Source organism: Myxosarcina sp. GI1 (assembly GCF_000756305.1).
Lineage (GTDB): Bacteria > Cyanobacteriota > Cyanobacteriia > Cyanobacteriales > Xenococcaceae > Myxosarcina.
The window spans coordinates 607901-622594 of sequence record NZ_JRFE01000014.1 but is presented as its reverse complement, the minus strand read 5'-3'; the positions used below and the strand labels follow the sequence as shown (position 1 = coordinate 622594).

Here is a 14694-nt window from a genome sequence, read left to right as displayed (position 1 = left end):
ACGTATAGTCAAAAGGAGCCAAATAGTGGATCGATCTAACCATTCTCAAAGTATATTTAAAGAATCGGGAGAAGGTAATAAACTATGGCATTACGTTCAATCTCTTAGTCCTGAAACTATCGCTCAACTGTCTCAACCAGAGTCTCAAGAAGTATTTCAGGTTATCGAACGCAACATTATCGGTATGCTTGGAGGTCTTCCATCGGAACAATTTGACGTAGCTATTAGCACCAGTCGCGAAAACCTGGGACGTTTATTAGCTTCTGCTATGATGAGCGGTTATTTTTTACATAAAGCAGAACAAAGAATGACCTTTGAAAACTCTCTAACAGGCGAACGCCATCATGAAATTTAAACTTTCCATTAATACAGGTTATTAATAAGAATTTTACCGCATACAAGTAAAGACCAGAAATCTATCCAACCGCTCTTCTCAAGCATAGATGCCAAGGCGAGCGGTATTTGACTTTGGCTAAAAACAATTCAACCAATATTTATGACAAAAAGGTCATTTTTACTTCCTCACAAAATCATCGGAGTAGGAGTAATTAGAGATGGTAACGAAAACATACTGATAGCTCGTAGACGTAATGAAGGTGAAATGGGCGGACTTTGGGAGTTTCCAGGAGGTAAAATCGAGCCAGGAGAAACCGTAGAGCAATGTATAGAACGTGAAATAGAAGAGGAATTAGCTATAGAAATAGAGGTTGGCAACCGTCTATTGACCATCGAGCATACTTATCAGACTTTTAAAGTCACGCTATACGTACATGACTGCCTACATATATCTAGAGAACCACAGGCTTTAGAGTCAGAAGAAATTGCCTGGGTGAATAGAGCCGATCTCAATAGATATAAGTTTCCTCAAGCTAACATTCAAATTATTAATGCTTTGTGTAAAGATTTAGCTTAAAAACCATTGCCTCTACTATTAAGATTTACTCTCGGTAAACGATGTTTAAACCCACAAATAATTTCCCAGGAAATAGTATTTAAAGCCTCAGCCCAATCATCGACAGTGAGTGTTATCTGTCCCTCGTTGCCGATTAAAGTAACTACTTCTCCTGCTTGCAAATCAGGAATATTGCTGACATCGAGCATTAGCTGATCCATAGTAATCGTGCCAATTTGAGCTACTAGTTTGCCGCGAACGATCGCTCGCAAACGATTGGAAAGCAGTCGAGGAACGCCATCTGCATAGCCGATACCAACTACGGCTATTTTAGTGGCTTTGTGAGCGACGAATCGATGACCGTAACTAACTCCCGTACCAGGGGCAATAGTTTTAATTTGTGCGATCTTAGATTTAACTGCCATAACAGGTTTGAGTGGAATAGAAGCAGTTAGATGGGGTGCGGGATAAAGACCGTAAAGAGCCAACCCCACTCGAACCAAATCGTAGTGTAGCGAGCGATCGCTCAACATCGCAGCAGAATTGGCTATATGCAGATAGGGCAGCGTTAATTGGGATCGTTCTAACTGGCTTATCACCTGGCAAAAACGCCGATGCTGCTGGTTCATTATGGTCTTGTCGGGATCGTCAGCCGTAGCAAAGTGAGAATAAACGCTTTTGAGGTTTAGATTGGGCAAACTCCGAACTATGTTGACAAATTTTACACCGTCTTTCCAGTCCGTTCCCAAACGCGACATTCCCGTATCTAGTTTGAGATGAACCGAAAGCGTTTGTCCAACTTCAGATAGAGTCTCGGCAAAAACAGAGGCTTGTTGGGGACTACAAATAGTTGGTTCTAAACTCCAAGCAGCAACGGCTTTAATATCTTCGGGGGCGTTAATCGCTCCTAAAATCAAAATTGGTGCGTCGATCCCTGCCTGACGCAGTTCTACCCCTTCGGCTAAAGTAGCGATCGCCAAACAGCTAGCACCGTTAGCCAAAACTGTTTTGGCTATTTCAATCGCACCATGACCGTAAGCATCTGCTTTTACTACTGCCATTAGCTCGGTTTGAGGCGAAATAAATCTGGAGATAGCTCGCGTGTTATCTGCTAATGCCTGAAGATCTATTTCTACCCAAGCGCGTTGACGACTTACTAACAACGACAGGCGATCGTCTTTTAAAGACAAATCTGTATTTTGCCAACTTAACATAGGCAGAGTTGATTCTCGATTGGTTAATTATCCCCAAATATAAACTAGAAATTTATTTGGTCAAGTGTTGCCGTTTGTTCTGGCTTCAGCGACACTCGATATGCCAACCAAACTTCAGAAATTAGTGCGTTTGTGTTACTATCTCAGATAAATAGTAAAAATTAAGAGTATGGGCAAGGTTCTGGTGTTAAACGCCTCCTACGAGCCGCTCAACATTACCAGTTGGCGCAGAGCGGTAGTTTTACTGTTGAAAGGTAAAGCCGAGCAACTCGAATATAAAGGCAGACAAATATATTCAGATTTTCCTCTTCCTACCGTTATTAGACTGCGTTATTATGTTCGAGTTCCCTACAAAGAAATACCTTTAACTCGCCGTAACGTTTTAGAGCGCGATCGCCATATTTGCCAATATTGTAAAGCGAAAGGAGATCAACTAACTATAGACCATGTTATTCCCCGTTCTCGTGGCGGTGGCGATACCTGGGAAAACTTAGTGGGTGCCTGTGTTCGTTGCAATGTTAGAAAAGGAAATCGCACTCCTAAAGAAGCCAATATGACTTTATTGACTCAGCCCCGTCGTCCTTATAGCAGTCTTCATTTTGAAATTATCAAACATACCAAAGGCAATTCTAATCAAGAATGGAAGAAATATGTCATTGGAATCTAACTTAAAGTGGTGTTCTTTCTAAGCGATTTTGTGGCAAATTAGATCTTAGATGCCTAAATAAATATCGATCGCCTTTCAATAACTCAAAAAATCCTTTAATGACCTAGATAGAACAAATTTAATTCGGACTTGTTTTGTTGAAGGTCAATTCTTAATATATTTTGTATATGTCTTTAAATAACAATACTGCTTTAGAAAATCATTTACTCGATCGACCAGAACCAAGATCGCCAGAATCAAGCGATAAACAATCTCAAACTTCCGCTAATTCTACCAAACAAGAGCGCGAAGATAAAAAAAAGACTAGTCCCAAACCTATAGTTCGTAAGTTGCAACAAGTATTAGAGGAACATAAGGGAGAACGTCAAATTGTTGTTATTCAAGATTTTCCCGATCCCGATGCTCTTTCTAGTGCTTGGGCTTACCTGTTGATAGCAGAAAATTACGATATTGAGTGCGACATAGTTTACGGCGGAACGGTATCGCACCAAGAAAACATAGCTTTAGTTAGATTGACTGCTTTACCCGCGCAAAGGATCTTAAATAATTCTTTGCAAGCTAAAGATCTATCCGTTTATCAGGGTTGTGTTTTGATTGATAGTCAGGGGACTAATAGCCAACTATATCGAGTAGTAGAAGAAGCTGAAATCCCTTTGGTGGTAGTAATAGATCATCACAGCAAACAAAAAGAGCTAGCAGCAGATTTTATCGATTTGCGTCCTCAAACTAGAGCTACTGCAACTATCTTGACTCAATACATCAAAGAAGGGATGCTCGAATTTGACACCAGTAACGACAATCATGTTAAATGCGCCACTGCTTTGATGCACGGTCTGAGATCTGATACCAACCGTCTGATGCAGGCAAAAGAAGAAGATTTTATGGCAGCAGCGTATTTGAGTCGCTATTACGATTCTCAGTTGCTCAATGCCGTAATGCAATCTGCCAGGTCGCGTCGCGTTATGGATGTAATCGAGCGGGCTTTGAGAAATAGAATTATTAAAAATAACTTTTCTATTTCTGGAGTAGGTTATCTACGCTATGATGACCGCGATGCAATTCCCCAAGCGGCAGACTTTTTAGTTACCGAAGAAGATATTCATACTGCCGTAGTCTACGGTATCGTTCATGACGAAGATGAAGATATCGAACTGGTGATTGGTTCTTTGAGAACTGCCAAACTAACCCTCGATCCCGACGAGTTTATTAAAGAAACTTTTGGTAGAGATACTCAAGGAAGATTTTTTGGCGGTGGTCGCTATATGGCAGGGGGATTTGAAATTCCCATTGGTTTTTTGGGTAGTTTTAATGACAATTCCGACTATGCCAGACTTAAATGGGAAGTATTCGACATTCAAATCAAGCAAAAATTATTGCGCTTGGTACAACCAGAAGATAACCTAATTCAAACCGACTAATGTGATGCTTTAATTATTTAAATAGCGAAAGCAACTAGTTGGTGAAAGCAGAAAAAAAGCTGTACCTACCTTTTTTCACTGTTTTGTAGAGCCTTTCGGCTCAAAGCACCGCTCCTGCGTACAGCGCGTACGCGCTGTACTTGCCGCGTTAGCGGTTGCGTTTGGTCTGTTTTTACTGAATTTGCCTATTGCCTATTCCCTGTTGCCTTTAATGAAATGAAAGTATATTTAATTCGGCACGGTATCGCCGCTGAAAGAGGAACTTATACGGATGACGAACAGCGTCCTTTGACGGAAATTGGCGAGATAAAAACAACCCAGGTAGCTCAACGCTTACTGTCTATCGGCATAAAATTTGACTTAATCTTGACTAGCCCTTTGGTGCGAGCTTATCAAACAGCTAACATCTTACAAAAGGTCGGCTTGAGTTCGCATATAGAACACTACGAATTTCTCAAGCCAGATGGAGATATTCAGCGATGGATTAAATGGCAGCAGCAATGGTATCGGGATAATAAAAATGGCAGTTTAGCTTTAGTAGGTCATCAACCAGACTTGTCTAATTGGGCAGAAATGTTGGTGTGGGGAGGTGTAAAAGAGCGTTTGACTTTAAAAAAAGCTGGCATTATTGGCTTAGAAATATCCGACAGTGGTACGCCAATTGCCAGAAGTAATTTGTTTTTGTTGACTTCGCCGAAATGGACGATTTAGTTTTTTTGATTTGAGAGTTGTGGAACGAGCGATCGCGCTCTAAAAAAATAAATTTAGTATTACTTTGGTAAAAGTCGCCACTTAAGCTCTTCCTTATCTACGGTAGCTTCAGATATATTATCCTTATCAAGAATATAGGAAAATTTATGACAGCTACATTTTGTGAATATAAACCAGGTTTAGAAGGAATACCCGCTACAAAATCTAGTATTAGTCATGTCGATGGCAATCAAGGCATATTAGAATATCGTGGGATCGACATTAAAGAATTGGCTGAAAAAGGAAGTTTTTTAGAAACTTCGTATTTACTTATTTGGGGTAAGTTACCAAGTCAGGAAGAACTTAGAGAATTTGAAATCGATATTTTGTTTCATCGCCGAATTAAGTATCGTATTCGGGACATGATGAAATGTTTTCCCGAAAGCGGACATCCAATGGATGCCTTGCAAACCTCTGCTGCGGCGTTAGGACTATTTTATTCTCGTCGTGCTTTAGACGATCCCGAATACATTAGAAAAGCTGTGGTACGGCTCATGGCAAAAATACCGACAATGGTTGCAGCTTTCCACCAAATGCGAAAGGGAAATGATGCGATCAAACCTAATGACGAATTAAACTATGCTGCTAACTTTTTGTACATGCTGACAGAGAAAGAACCCGATCCGATAGCAGCTAAAGTTTTTGACGTGTGTTTGACCCTGCATGCCGAACATACAATTAATGCGTCTACCTTTTCGGCAATGGTAACAGCTTCTACCCTAACCGATCCTTATGGCGTAGTGGCTTCAGCAGTAGGTACTCTAGCAGGACCCTTACACGGTGGTGCCAATGAAGAAGTATTGTTAATGCTAGAAGAAATTGGCTCGGTCGCAAATGTTCGTCCTTTTGTAGAAGAACATATAGCCAAGAAAAAAAGAATTATGGGCTTTGGACATCGAGTTTATAAAGTTAAAGATCCTAGAGCCACTATTTTGCAGGAATTAGCAGAAAAACTATTTAGCTCGATGGGCTACGATCGCTATTACGATATTGCCTTAGAACTAGAAAGATTGGTTTCTGAAAAGTTGGCACACAAAGGTATTTATCCCAACGTCGATTTTTATTCTGGTTTAGTCTATCGCAAACTAGGCATTCCTACAGATTTGTTTACTCCCATATTTGCGATCGCTCGCGTGGCAGGCTGGTTGGCTCACTGGAAAGAACAGCTAGCCGTCAATCGTATTTTTCGTCCTACTCAAGTGTATGCAGGAAAACATAATGCTCCCTATATTCCTATAGCAGAAAGATAGTTTATAGGCTTTAGCTAAGAACAAAAAGAAAACATATACCCGTAGAAAGGTGGGTAAGGTGGTTAAAAATTGCTAGGATTTGTATCATGGCAAATTCTCGGCTGCAACAATTATTTAACTACCTTCGTCCCCATTGGCGAATGGTTTCTCTGGGTGTCGTCGCGCTTCTGGTGGTTAACTACTTGGGAGCTAGAATTCCCCGTTTAATAGGCGACAGTATCGATCGACTTAGTAACGACTTTGATTTTTCCGAACTGTCTCGCTTTGCGCTGTTACTTTTGCTGTTTTCGGTATTGATGTGGATCTTTCGGATGCTGTCTCGTCTTTCGATTTTTGGGGTAGGCAGACAGGTGGAATTTTTACTGAAGCAAAAGATTTTTCAGCATTTATTAGGCATCGAACCAGCTTATTTTGCCAATAATACTTCTGGCGATCTAATTAACCGCGCTACCAGCGATGTAGATAATATCAGACGTTTGGTGGGATTTGCCCTATTGAGTATAGTCAACGTGATTTTTGCCTATACCTTAACTCTACGGGAAATGTTTCCTATCAGCGTGCGCCTGACTTTGATTTCCATCGCCGTATATCCCGTAATGATTATTACCGTACAGCTATTTAGCGGGCAACTGCGCGATCGCCAAAAAGTAGTGCAGGAAAAGCTTTCCGATCTAAGCGAACTGATCCAAGAAGATATGAGCGGTATGGCATTGATTAGAATTTACGCTCAGGAAAACCAAGAAAGACAGGCTTTTGAGATCAAAAATCAGCGTTTGTTGCGTGCCAACCTCAAACTAGCCAAAATCAGAAATATTCTCTTTCCAGTTATTGAAGGGATTTCTTATATTAGTTTATTAATTTTACTCTGGCTGGGAACTAATGCGATCGCTAGCGGTGCAATTACCGTAGGAAACTTAGTAGCATTAATTCTATTAGTAGAGCGTTTGGTTTTTCCTACCGCCTTATTAGGATTTACCATTACTGCCTATCAACGAGGTGAAGTTAGTATCGATCGCGTCGAAGCAATATTTCAAGCTCAACCCAAAATTAAAAATGTTCCCCATGCAATTGTTTTGCCAAAAAAGGCGGTCAGAGGCAAAATTATTGCTCGGCATCTCACCTATACTTATCCCGACAGCGATAAACCTGCTTTAGACGATCTCAACTTTACCATCGCACCAGGAGAAACGGTGGCTATTGTTGGCGCAATTGGCTCTGGTAAATCGACGTTAGCTAATGCCATTCCTAGATTATTAAACATCGAAGCAGGACAGCTATTTTTAGACGAGCGCGATATTACTCAGTTAGATTTAGACGCTTTACGTAGTGCGATCGCTTATGTACCCCAAGATAGCTTTCTCTTTAGTACCTCGATTGAAAATAACATTCGTTATGGCGAACCCTTAGTAGAATCACCAGAAATAGAATACGCCGCCAAACAAGCTCAAATTCACCCTGAAATTATCAATTTTCCCCAACAATATAAAACTCTAGTTGGAGAGAGGGGAATTACCCTTTCTGGGGGACAGAGACAGCGTACATCTCTAGCGAGGGCTTTATTGGTAGACGCGCCAGTGCTAATTTTAGATGATGCTCTTTCTAGCGTCGATAACGAAACGGCAACAGAAATTTTAAACAATCTTTCTCCCGAACGCGAACGAAGATCGGTAATCTTTATTTCCCATCAGCTAGCGGCTGCGGCTATTTGCGATCGCATTATGGTTATGGATAAAGGCAAAATCGTTCAGGATGGAACACACGAAGAACTATTGCAGCAGCCTGGAACATATCAGTCACTGTGGCAGCAGCATCAGTTAGAAGAAGTTTTGAATTAAGAAATTGTTTATTGTCTATCACCCCGATTATGTCGCGCCGATGCCAGAAGGACACCGATTTCCGATGGCTAAGTTTGGGCTGCTGCGAGATTTATTAGTTAAAGATGGCATAGTTGCACCAGAAGAAATCAAGCAACCGCAGATAAGTAGCTATTCCACAATTGAGCTAGTTCATACTGCCGATTACGTTAGAGCTTACTGCGAAGGGAAATTAGAATTTAAAGCTCAACGCCGTATTGGTTTGCCCTGGAGTCGGGAACTCTCTCTGCGTACTCGTATTGCTGTCGGGGGAACGATTTTAGCCGCGCAGCTGGCTTTAGAACATGGATGTGCTTGTAATACTGCTGGCGGTACGCATCATGCTTTTCCTAGCTATGGTTCGGGATTCTGTATTTTCAACGATTTGGCGATCGCCGCTCGCGAATTGCAACATCGCGGTTTGGTTAAGAAAATTTTGATTGTCGATCTTGACGTACATCAAGGAGACGGTACGGCAGATATCTTTAAAGATGACGACAGCGTGTTTACCTTCTCGATGCACTGTGAAGCTAACTTCCCTGGTACTAAGCAGCAAAGCGATTTGGATATCTCCTTACCTATAGGTTTAGATGATGATGGTTATTTACAAATACTCGCCAAAAACTTGCCCGATTTGCTTTCTGAGGTCAAACCAGATTTGGTACTATACGATGCTGGAGTAGATGTGCATACTAACGATGTCCTGGGTAAATTATCTCTAAGCGATTGGGGGATTTATCGGCGCGATCGCCTGGTTTTGAGTACTTGCTTTGCAGCAGGATGCCCCGTAGCTGGAGTAATTGGCGGTGGTTATGGTAAAGATATGTCGGCTTTGGTCTATCGCCACTCAATACTGTATCGTGCGGCAAAAGAACAACTATCAAATTAGCATTCAGACAAAGAAAAAATAAATTAAAAATATGGATTTTAAAGACTATCAACAACAAGCTTTACTTACTTCTAGCCAACCAGACTCAAAAGAAAAAGCTATAGCTATCTGGTGTATGGGATTAGCTGGTGAAACTGGAGAAGCGATCGATTATTTAAAAAAAGTAGTTGCTCACGGACATCAATTAGATAAAAATAAGATTGCTTTGGAACTTGGAGATATCCTTTGGTATCTTGCAGTATTGGCTGAGGAACTAGATTTAGACTTAGAGGCGATCGCGACCAAAAATATTGAGAAACTAAAAGCTAGATATCCCCAGGGTTTTTCTAGTGAGAACAGTATTAACCGCATTAATACCAATTCTCGAAACTAGCTAGATAGCTGAGTACATTATTTTTTAATAGAAAAAAACTAGCTAACCCTTGATTTATCTGGAAATCACAGTGCTTAAAGTATAACAAGATTGAAATGTATTTTATCCTAACCGAAAATTTCTATAGCATCAAATTATGACTGACAATACCAATCTCAGCGAGAGAGAATTAGTTAAAGAAGTTTGTCGCCGCATTAGAGTTGCTAGAAGTTACTGGGATGCACATAACAATGCTGCTTGTCGTGGTGAAAGAGAAAAGGCGTTAAAGCTCTACAATACTCTGACAAAAGAACAAAAAGCCCAAATTCCTCAAGTTCTCCGAGTTTGGTTACGTTATCGCAGTGAAAAATATTTTGGTTCGGATCGAACTCCACTAAAAAGTTCTCGAAAAAAACGCAGACATAAATAGTAAAGTTCGATAAATTAATCCGTGCAGCACAATAATATTTATGGCGTTGCTGAATCGAGGTATGATACGAAGCTGGTTGCCTAACAAAAGTACCTAAAACCCTCTTATTTTAAGGATTCGGTTAAAAAATGAATCAGCGAAGAATAAGCAATTGAGTGACCGATATGTGCGCGTAGCGTATTGCTGGAAAAGTTTATAACTGAGCGTAGTTGAGAACGAAAAGTAGTGACAAGAATTTGTCTATATGACACATAATTTAACTTGATAAGAGTAATTTGTCTCCAACAAAACTTAATCTGTCATTGTACATTTTTTAAGGGCGAACGACGGGATTTGAACCCGCGAGTGGTGGGACCACAACCCACTGCCTTAACCACTTGGCTACGCCCGCCATGTTTGTGTTGCCGAATTATTATAACACAACCAAAGTTCGTTTAAAATTATAGGACAGAGAAACTTCTTCTGACTGCATAAAAAATCTCTACAGATAGCTTTAATGAATTCACGATTAATTGGTGTTGGTGTAATTCTCAGTATTGGGTTGGGTGCGATCGCGATCGCGACCAATCCAGGACAGCAAGAATACAGAGAGTATGCCGCTCAAATTCTTAATGCCCGTCTTCGAGAATTCTGTCGTCAGTCTAACAATACAGTCGGAGAATGGTTGCAACCTCACTGTTATAATTTAGTCGATACAGCCCGTCCCTATCTAGCTGCAACTATAGACAGCAACACTCTAAGACACAACTTTGTGTTGTTTAGTATTTATCAAACCAATTTACCAGTACCTACTTCGGTTGCTAACTATCAAGTAGAGACTCTCGGTATATTTAATAGTTTTTTTATCTATAAAGCAGAAGAACTGTAGCTGTTTAAGGGATTGAAAAGATTTTCAATCCTGACAAAAAATGAGATTAAACTAGGTATAAAAGAAATAACTAAAAAATATTATATAACCAATTATGAACGAGCCTGACAGAGTAGAAAATCAAAATCATACTTCTACGATTAAAACCGAGCCTACTCGTACTCCACCTTGGGGAAAAGTTACGATGCTAGAAGAAGGAGAATACTATCGAATTAATCGTATCGAAGTCAATCCAGGACAACACATGAGTACCCAGATGCACTATCATCGCAGCGAGCATTGGGTAGTAGTTTCTGGTACTGCCAAAGTAACCTGTGATGGTAAAGAAACTTTACTCATGCAGAAACAATCAACTTATGTTCCCATGAACACTCCCCATCGCGTAGAAAATCCAGGAGTTATTCCTTTGGTAATGATTGAGGTACAAAATGGAGAATACTTAGGAGATGACGATATTATTCGCTTTTCCGAGCAAACAGCATAAAAAAAAGGCAAAAGGCAAAAGGCAAAAGGCAAAAATAAGTTTTTAAGAGCGAGATCCAGATCGGGCACTTAAAATTATGCCAACTTTAATCGAAGGTTTTTAGTGGGGGTCTTATACCCAAAACTCAAGCCAAAAGACTAAAGCACACAAATTTTTATTTTTGACTTAATATTTTTGACTTTAAGCAAAGCGATAAAAAATAACTTGTCTACTTAAGACTGTCTTCAATCCAATTAAGATATTGTGGCGAACCAGCTACTATTGGTATGGCGATAATCTCTGGCACTTCATTCTTATGAAGTGTTTTTATTTTCGCTTGTATCTTGTCGAAAATAGCTAGATTGGTCTTAATCGTCAACTGCCATTCGCGATCGCGATTGATTTTTTTCTGCCAGATATAAATGGAGTTTACGGGAAAAATATTTACACAGGCGGCTAACTTTTCAGTTAAAAGTACGCGAGCGATCTCTTCTGCCTCTTCGGGAGAGGCAACGGTTACTAAAATTACGCCATATTGAGACACATTCGAGTTCATAGCGAACTACCACCAACGGATACCGCACAACAATTATCATAATTGACCTCTGTGCGATCGGTTGAAAATATTGTATTATCGATCGCCGCCCATTCTAAATTAGCATTAGCCAAAATTGCCTGTCGGAGATTAGCAAAGCGTAAGTCAGCTAGAACAAAATTAGCATCAGTCAAATTAGCGCGTTCTAGATTGGCTCGAAACAGTTTGGCTCCAGTCAAATTAGCTCCAGTTAAATTTATTTTGTGCATTCGTGCCGCTTCTAAATTGGCTCTAGTTAAGTTGGCATTAGTTAAATTAGAATCGCTAAGTATAGCCTGGCTAAAATTAATTTCTGCCAAATTAGCATTACTGAGATCGACATTTTTGAGCAATGTTTGACTGCAATTAGCTTCCGATAGAGTAGTAGCTTTTAAACGCGCCTCTGTAAGTCTTCCTTCGGTGATATTTGCCCAATTGAGATTAGCTCGCTCTAAGTTTGCCTGACGCAAATTGACTTTTTTAAATTTAGCTCCACATAAGTTTGCTGCTAGTAAATTAGCGGCTCTAAGATTGGTATAAGAGAGATCGGCTCCACTAAGTTTAGCTGCGATCAACTCTGATTTAACCATAAAACCGACATTCCGCAGAAATAAAAAAATAACTGAATAATTATCGGAAGAATCAAGTCTGGATATCAAATCAAGTTAAATTAAAGAAAAAGTTGATGGTATGTTAAAAATCATGACACCATCAACAGCAGAAGTAAAAGTTAAAGACCTAAATCACTGTGGAATAATCGCAGGAATAATTGATGAAATTGGGCTAGTAGAGGAAATAGACAAAATTATCGCTTCTCATGGCAACCAAAAAGTAACAACAGGGCAAGCAGTGAAAGCCATGATTATCAATGGCTTGGGCATGATTAGCTCTCCATTATATCTGTTCCCAAAATTCTTTGAGGGTAAAGCTACAGAACATTTACTGGGGGAAGGAATATTACCAGAACATCTTAATGACGATATGATGTGAAACTAATTCCACATTTTAGTCACGGCAAATCTGGTAGACCCCCTCAAAATCAACTCCCAACTCAGGTTCATTACCAAATTGATGCTAGTTTGATTCCTAATCTAAATGCTATTGCTCTAGAAGAACGAAAAGCAGGAAGATTTATTCTGGCAACTAATGTCTTGGACAAACATCAGTTGAGCAATGACCAATTGTTGATTGAGTATAAAGCACAACAATCTACTGAGCGAGGTTTTCGATTTCTCAAAGAGCCTTTGTTCTTTACCAGTAGTGTTTTTCTTAAATCCCCAAAACGGATTGCTGCTTTGGCAATAGTTATGGGCTTATCTCTTTTAGTTTATAGTCTGGGTCAACGTGCTTTACGACTAGCTTTGGCAACCGCAGGGCAAACTATTCCTAATCAGTTGGGCAAACCGACTACTTCCCCTACTCTACGTTGGGTTTTTCAATGCTTTATGTCGGTTCATCTTGTTTCCTTCGGTGGAGTCAAACAAATTAGTAATCTTACTAGTGAACGAAGTCACATTCTTCAGTTTTTTAATTCCTATTGTCGTCAATATTATCTGCTCTCTTAAACTTTTCTGCGGAATGTCGGATAAAAGCTCCACTCAAATTAGCTTTAGTCAAATCGGCTTGGTGTAGTTTGACTTCGCTCATTTTGACATGGCTGAGATTTGCCCAATTTAGAGCAGCTTGACTTAAATCCGATTGAGTCAAAAAAGCACGACTTAAGTTAGCTCCCATTAAATTAGCACCCCTTAAATTCACGGAAATCAACGTAATTCCCGACAAGTCGGCACCGCTTAAATTCACTCCCGAAAAATCTCTACATCCTTGTTCGTAAAGTCTTAGAAGTCGATTGCTTTCCATTGACTACATTTAATAAGTATTGTTTATATAACAAATAAAGTTTTGCTATATATATATTTCTAACCTAAATTTGTAGTGTCGCCCTCATTCGATGTTCGTAATTCATTTAGCTGACAAAAAAACTGCAAAGCTATACTTAACTTATTTTACAATTGAATAATTATTGCTTTGTTAATTAGAGAGCATAAATTTGCCCATCATATAGCAGTCTGGTAATTCCCTTAGCCTGCAGTTGGGTTGAGGTTTTCTGAAACATTGTGCCATCGGGAACTTTAATAACTCGTTCGCGGCGATGAGAGAAACGCTTGGCGATGCGATGATTATCAAATATAGGTAGAGTTCTCTGTCGAACTTCCGTTTCAGGGATCGAGCCTAAATCGCCAAAGTCTTCTAATGGTCTGACAATTAGTTCCGCAGTGCGATCGATTACCATATAGCAGGTGTGGGGCAGAGCAGCCTCAGCCAGGGGTATAATTTTTAGACCAAAACCAGAGTGAGTATGTGGGTAGTCAATTTCAGCGTCCAAACTATCATCTTCGTCATCTTCATCATCTTCATCATCTTCGAGATCGATTAGATCTTCACCAATCATCTCGCTTAGTGCCGCTACATCTACCTCATCTTCGTCATCATCTTCTTCAATTTGCTGTCTTTTTAAGATTAAGCGATCGCTAGCTTTAGTTATCATTCTTTCTGGTTCGGGGATTTTTTTGACTGAAGTTTCAGCTTCGTCATTATCCTTAGCAGTGTCTGCAACGCGATCGCTTCTATCGCCTGTAGAATTTGTTTCTAATTCTGGTTCTGTGGTTGTAACTGGCAAACTAGATAGAGCCGACGAATCGGATTTATCTAGACGCTTCGATTTGGCAACGACTTTAGAGGCACTACTTTTTGTTTTAACAGTACTCGATTTATCACCTCTAGGAGTACGCGCCAAGCGTTTTTGTTGAATTAATTCTTCGTATTCAGATTTAGATAATTTGTTTTTGAGAAAGCGGCTAATTGTAGAACTACTCACCTCAAACTGGTCTGCCAAAGTAGATGTAGTGGCTTCAGAACTGCGATAAAGCTGAAGAATTTCTTGCTTGTCGTCTTCTGTCAGTTTTCGGGGACTCATGCTTTCTCTATCAACCTATTTTATTGATACTAACTGTAACTTTTTGCCGAGGAGGCACACTTAGACTGTCATCCAATCGACATTCATACTAAGTTTA

At 40.0% G+C, this 14694-nt stretch carries 16 protein-coding genes, 1 tRNA gene and 2 pseudogenes; 13 read left to right on the top strand and 6 right to left on the bottom strand.

Annotation, left to right across the window (positions count from 1 at the left end):
- Nucleotides 1-25: 25 nt before the first annotated feature.
- On the top strand, nt 26-355 hold the full coding sequence (locus tag KV40_RS09715; protein ID WP_036480338.1) for a DUF760 domain-containing protein: 330 nt from the start codon (nt 26-28) through the stop codon (nt 353-355).
- A gap of 141 nt (nt 356-496) precedes the next feature.
- A complete protein-coding gene (gene mutT, locus KV40_RS09710) occupies nt 497-913 on the top strand; it encodes an 8-oxo-dGTP diphosphatase MutT (RefSeq protein WP_036480336.1) in 417 nt (138 codons plus the stop codon).
- Here mutT and alr read toward each other — a convergent pair.
- Nucleotides 910-2106 carry an alanine racemase gene (gene alr, locus KV40_RS09705; RefSeq protein ID WP_036480333.1) on the bottom strand — a complete coding sequence of 399 codons (1197 nt, stop codon included), beginning with the start codon at nt 2104-2106 and terminating at the stop codon, nt 910-912. The two genes, mutT and alr, sit on opposite strands and share 4 nt — an antisense overlap.
- Nucleotides 2107-2275: 169 nt before the next feature.
- Between alr and KV40_RS09700 the strand changes: the two genes are divergently transcribed.
- The 8 genes from KV40_RS09700 to KV40_RS09665 all read left to right on the top strand — a co-directional run bounded on the left by KV40_RS09700 (nt 2276) and on the right by KV40_RS09665 (nt 9715).
- On the top strand, nt 2276-2773 hold the full coding sequence (locus tag KV40_RS09700) for an HNH endonuclease (RefSeq protein WP_036480330.1): 498 nt from the start codon (nt 2276-2278) through the stop codon (nt 2771-2773).
- 167 nt (nt 2774-2940) lie between these two features.
- Entirely contained in the window at nt 2941-4191 is a 1251-nt protein-coding gene (locus KV40_RS09695; RefSeq protein ID WP_036480327.1) for a bifunctional oligoribonuclease/PAP phosphatase NrnA, read from the top strand.
- Nucleotides 4192-4407: 216 nt separating this feature from the next.
- Nucleotides 4408-4902: a phosphohistidine phosphatase SixA gene (gene sixA / locus KV40_RS09690; RefSeq protein ID WP_036480325.1), complete on the top strand. Its 495-nt coding sequence runs from the start codon at nt 4408-4410 to the stop codon at nt 4900-4902.
- A gap of 146 nt (nt 4903-5048) precedes the next feature.
- On the top strand, nt 5049-6191 hold the full coding sequence (locus tag KV40_RS09685) for a citrate synthase (RefSeq protein ID WP_036480322.1): 1143 nt from the start codon (nt 5049-5051) through the stop codon (nt 6189-6191).
- An 86-nt stretch (nt 6192-6277) separates the two neighbouring features.
- Complete coding sequence (locus KV40_RS09680) at nt 6278-8026, top strand: ABC transporter ATP-binding protein (RefSeq protein WP_036480320.1); 1749 nt, start codon at nt 6278-6280, stop codon at nt 8024-8026.
- Between the two features lie 40 nt (nt 8027-8066).
- Nucleotides 8067-8933: a histone deacetylase gene (locus KV40_RS09675; protein WP_052055510.1), complete on the top strand. Its 867-nt coding sequence runs from the start codon at nt 8067-8069 to the stop codon at nt 8931-8933.
- A gap of 31 nt (nt 8934-8964) precedes the next feature.
- Nucleotides 8965-9306: a nucleoside triphosphate pyrophosphohydrolase family protein gene (locus tag KV40_RS09670; protein ID WP_036480316.1), complete on the top strand. Its 342-nt coding sequence runs from the start codon at nt 8965-8967 to the stop codon at nt 9304-9306.
- A gap of 136 nt (nt 9307-9442) precedes the next feature.
- Nucleotides 9443-9715: a hypothetical protein gene (locus tag KV40_RS09665; RefSeq protein ID WP_036480314.1), complete on the top strand. Its 273-nt coding sequence runs from the start codon at nt 9443-9445 to the stop codon at nt 9713-9715.
- A gap of 318 nt (nt 9716-10033) precedes the next feature.
- Here the strand turns inward: KV40_RS09665 and KV40_RS09660 are convergent.
- Nucleotides 10034-10106: transfer RNA gene (locus tag KV40_RS09660), tRNA-His, on the bottom strand.
- Nucleotides 10107-10211: 105 nt separating this feature from the next.
- Here KV40_RS09660 and KV40_RS09655 point away from each other — a divergent pair.
- On the top strand, nt 10212-10583 hold the full coding sequence (locus tag KV40_RS09655; protein WP_036480312.1) for a DUF4359 domain-containing protein: 372 nt from the start codon (nt 10212-10214) through the stop codon (nt 10581-10583).
- Between the two features lie 94 nt (nt 10584-10677).
- Nucleotides 10678-11067 carry a phosphomannose isomerase type II C-terminal cupin domain gene (locus KV40_RS09650; RefSeq protein WP_036480310.1) on the top strand — a complete coding sequence of 130 codons (390 nt, stop codon included), beginning with the start codon at nt 10678-10680 and terminating at the stop codon, nt 11065-11067.
- A gap of 208 nt (nt 11068-11275) precedes the next feature.
- On the opposite strand, the gene cutA is transcribed toward KV40_RS09650, so the two are convergent.
- Entirely contained in the window at nt 11276-11602 is a 327-nt protein-coding gene (gene cutA, locus KV40_RS09645; RefSeq protein WP_036480308.1) for a divalent-cation tolerance protein CutA, read from the bottom strand.
- Complete coding sequence (locus KV40_RS09640; RefSeq protein ID WP_052055509.1) at nt 11599-12210, bottom strand: pentapeptide repeat-containing protein; 612 nt, start codon at nt 12208-12210, stop codon at nt 11599-11601. Before KV40_RS09640 ends, cutA begins: the two co-directional genes overlap by 4 nt.
- 112 nt (nt 12211-12322) lie before the next feature.
- On the opposite strand from KV40_RS09640, the pseudogene KV40_RS09630 reads away from it, so the two are divergent.
- Nucleotides 12323-13185 (top strand): annotated as a pseudogene (locus KV40_RS09630) (IS1634 family transposase).
- Nucleotides 13186-13204: 19 nt separating this feature from the next.
- On the opposite strand, the pseudogene KV40_RS09625 reads toward KV40_RS09630, so the two are convergent.
- Nucleotides 13205-13480, bottom strand: a pseudogene (locus KV40_RS09625) (pentapeptide repeat-containing protein); the annotation flags it as partial.
- A 175-nt stretch (nt 13481-13655) separates the two neighbouring features.
- Nucleotides 13656-14597: a hypothetical protein gene (locus KV40_RS09620; protein ID WP_036480306.1), complete on the bottom strand. Its 942-nt coding sequence runs from the start codon at nt 14595-14597 to the stop codon at nt 13656-13658.
- Between the last annotated feature and the right edge of the window lie 97 nt (nt 14598-14694).

Excerpts from the sequence above, each read along its gene's own strand:
- KV40_RS09650 (WP_036480310.1), top strand. The coding sequence starts at position 10,678 with ATGAACGAGCCTGACAGAGTAGAAAATCAAAATCATACTTCTACGATT.
- KV40_RS09665 (WP_036480314.1), top strand. The coding sequence starts at position 9,443 with ATGACTGACAATACCAATCTCAGCGAGAGAGAATTAGTTAAAGAAGTT.
- KV40_RS09640 (WP_052055509.1), bottom strand. The coding sequence starts at position 12,210 with ATGGTTAAATCAGAGTTGATCGCAGCTAAACTTAGTGGAGCCGATCTC.
- KV40_RS09700 (WP_036480330.1), top strand. The coding sequence starts at position 2,276 with ATGGGCAAGGTTCTGGTGTTAAACGCCTCCTACGAGCCGCTCAACATT.
- KV40_RS09620 (WP_036480306.1), bottom strand. The coding sequence starts at position 14,597 with ATGAGTCCCCGAAAACTGACAGAAGACGACAAGCAAGAAATTCTTCAG.
- sixA (WP_036480325.1), top strand. The coding sequence starts at position 4,408 with ATGAAAGTATATTTAATTCGGCACGGTATCGCCGCTGAAAGAGGAACT.
- KV40_RS09680 (WP_036480320.1), top strand. The coding sequence starts at position 6,278 with ATGGCAAATTCTCGGCTGCAACAATTATTTAACTACCTTCGTCCCCAT.
- KV40_RS09685 (WP_036480322.1), top strand. The coding sequence starts at position 5,049 with ATGACAGCTACATTTTGTGAATATAAACCAGGTTTAGAAGGAATACCC.
- alr (WP_036480333.1), bottom strand. The coding sequence starts at position 2,106 with ATGTTAAGTTGGCAAAATACAGATTTGTCTTTAAAAGACGATCGCCTG.
- KV40_RS09675 (WP_052055510.1), top strand. The coding sequence starts at position 8,067 with ATGCCAGAAGGACACCGATTTCCGATGGCTAAGTTTGGGCTGCTGCGA.
- KV40_RS09670 (WP_036480316.1), top strand. The coding sequence starts at position 8,965 with ATGGATTTTAAAGACTATCAACAACAAGCTTTACTTACTTCTAGCCAA.
- mutT (WP_036480336.1), top strand. The coding sequence starts at position 497 with ATGACAAAAAGGTCATTTTTACTTCCTCACAAAATCATCGGAGTAGGA.
- KV40_RS09655 (WP_036480312.1), top strand. The coding sequence starts at position 10,212 with ATGAATTCACGATTAATTGGTGTTGGTGTAATTCTCAGTATTGGGTTG.
- cutA (WP_036480308.1), bottom strand. The coding sequence starts at position 11,602 with ATGAACTCGAATGTGTCTCAATATGGCGTAATTTTAGTAACCGTTGCC.
- KV40_RS09695 (WP_036480327.1), top strand. The coding sequence starts at position 2,941 with ATGTCTTTAAATAACAATACTGCTTTAGAAAATCATTTACTCGATCGA.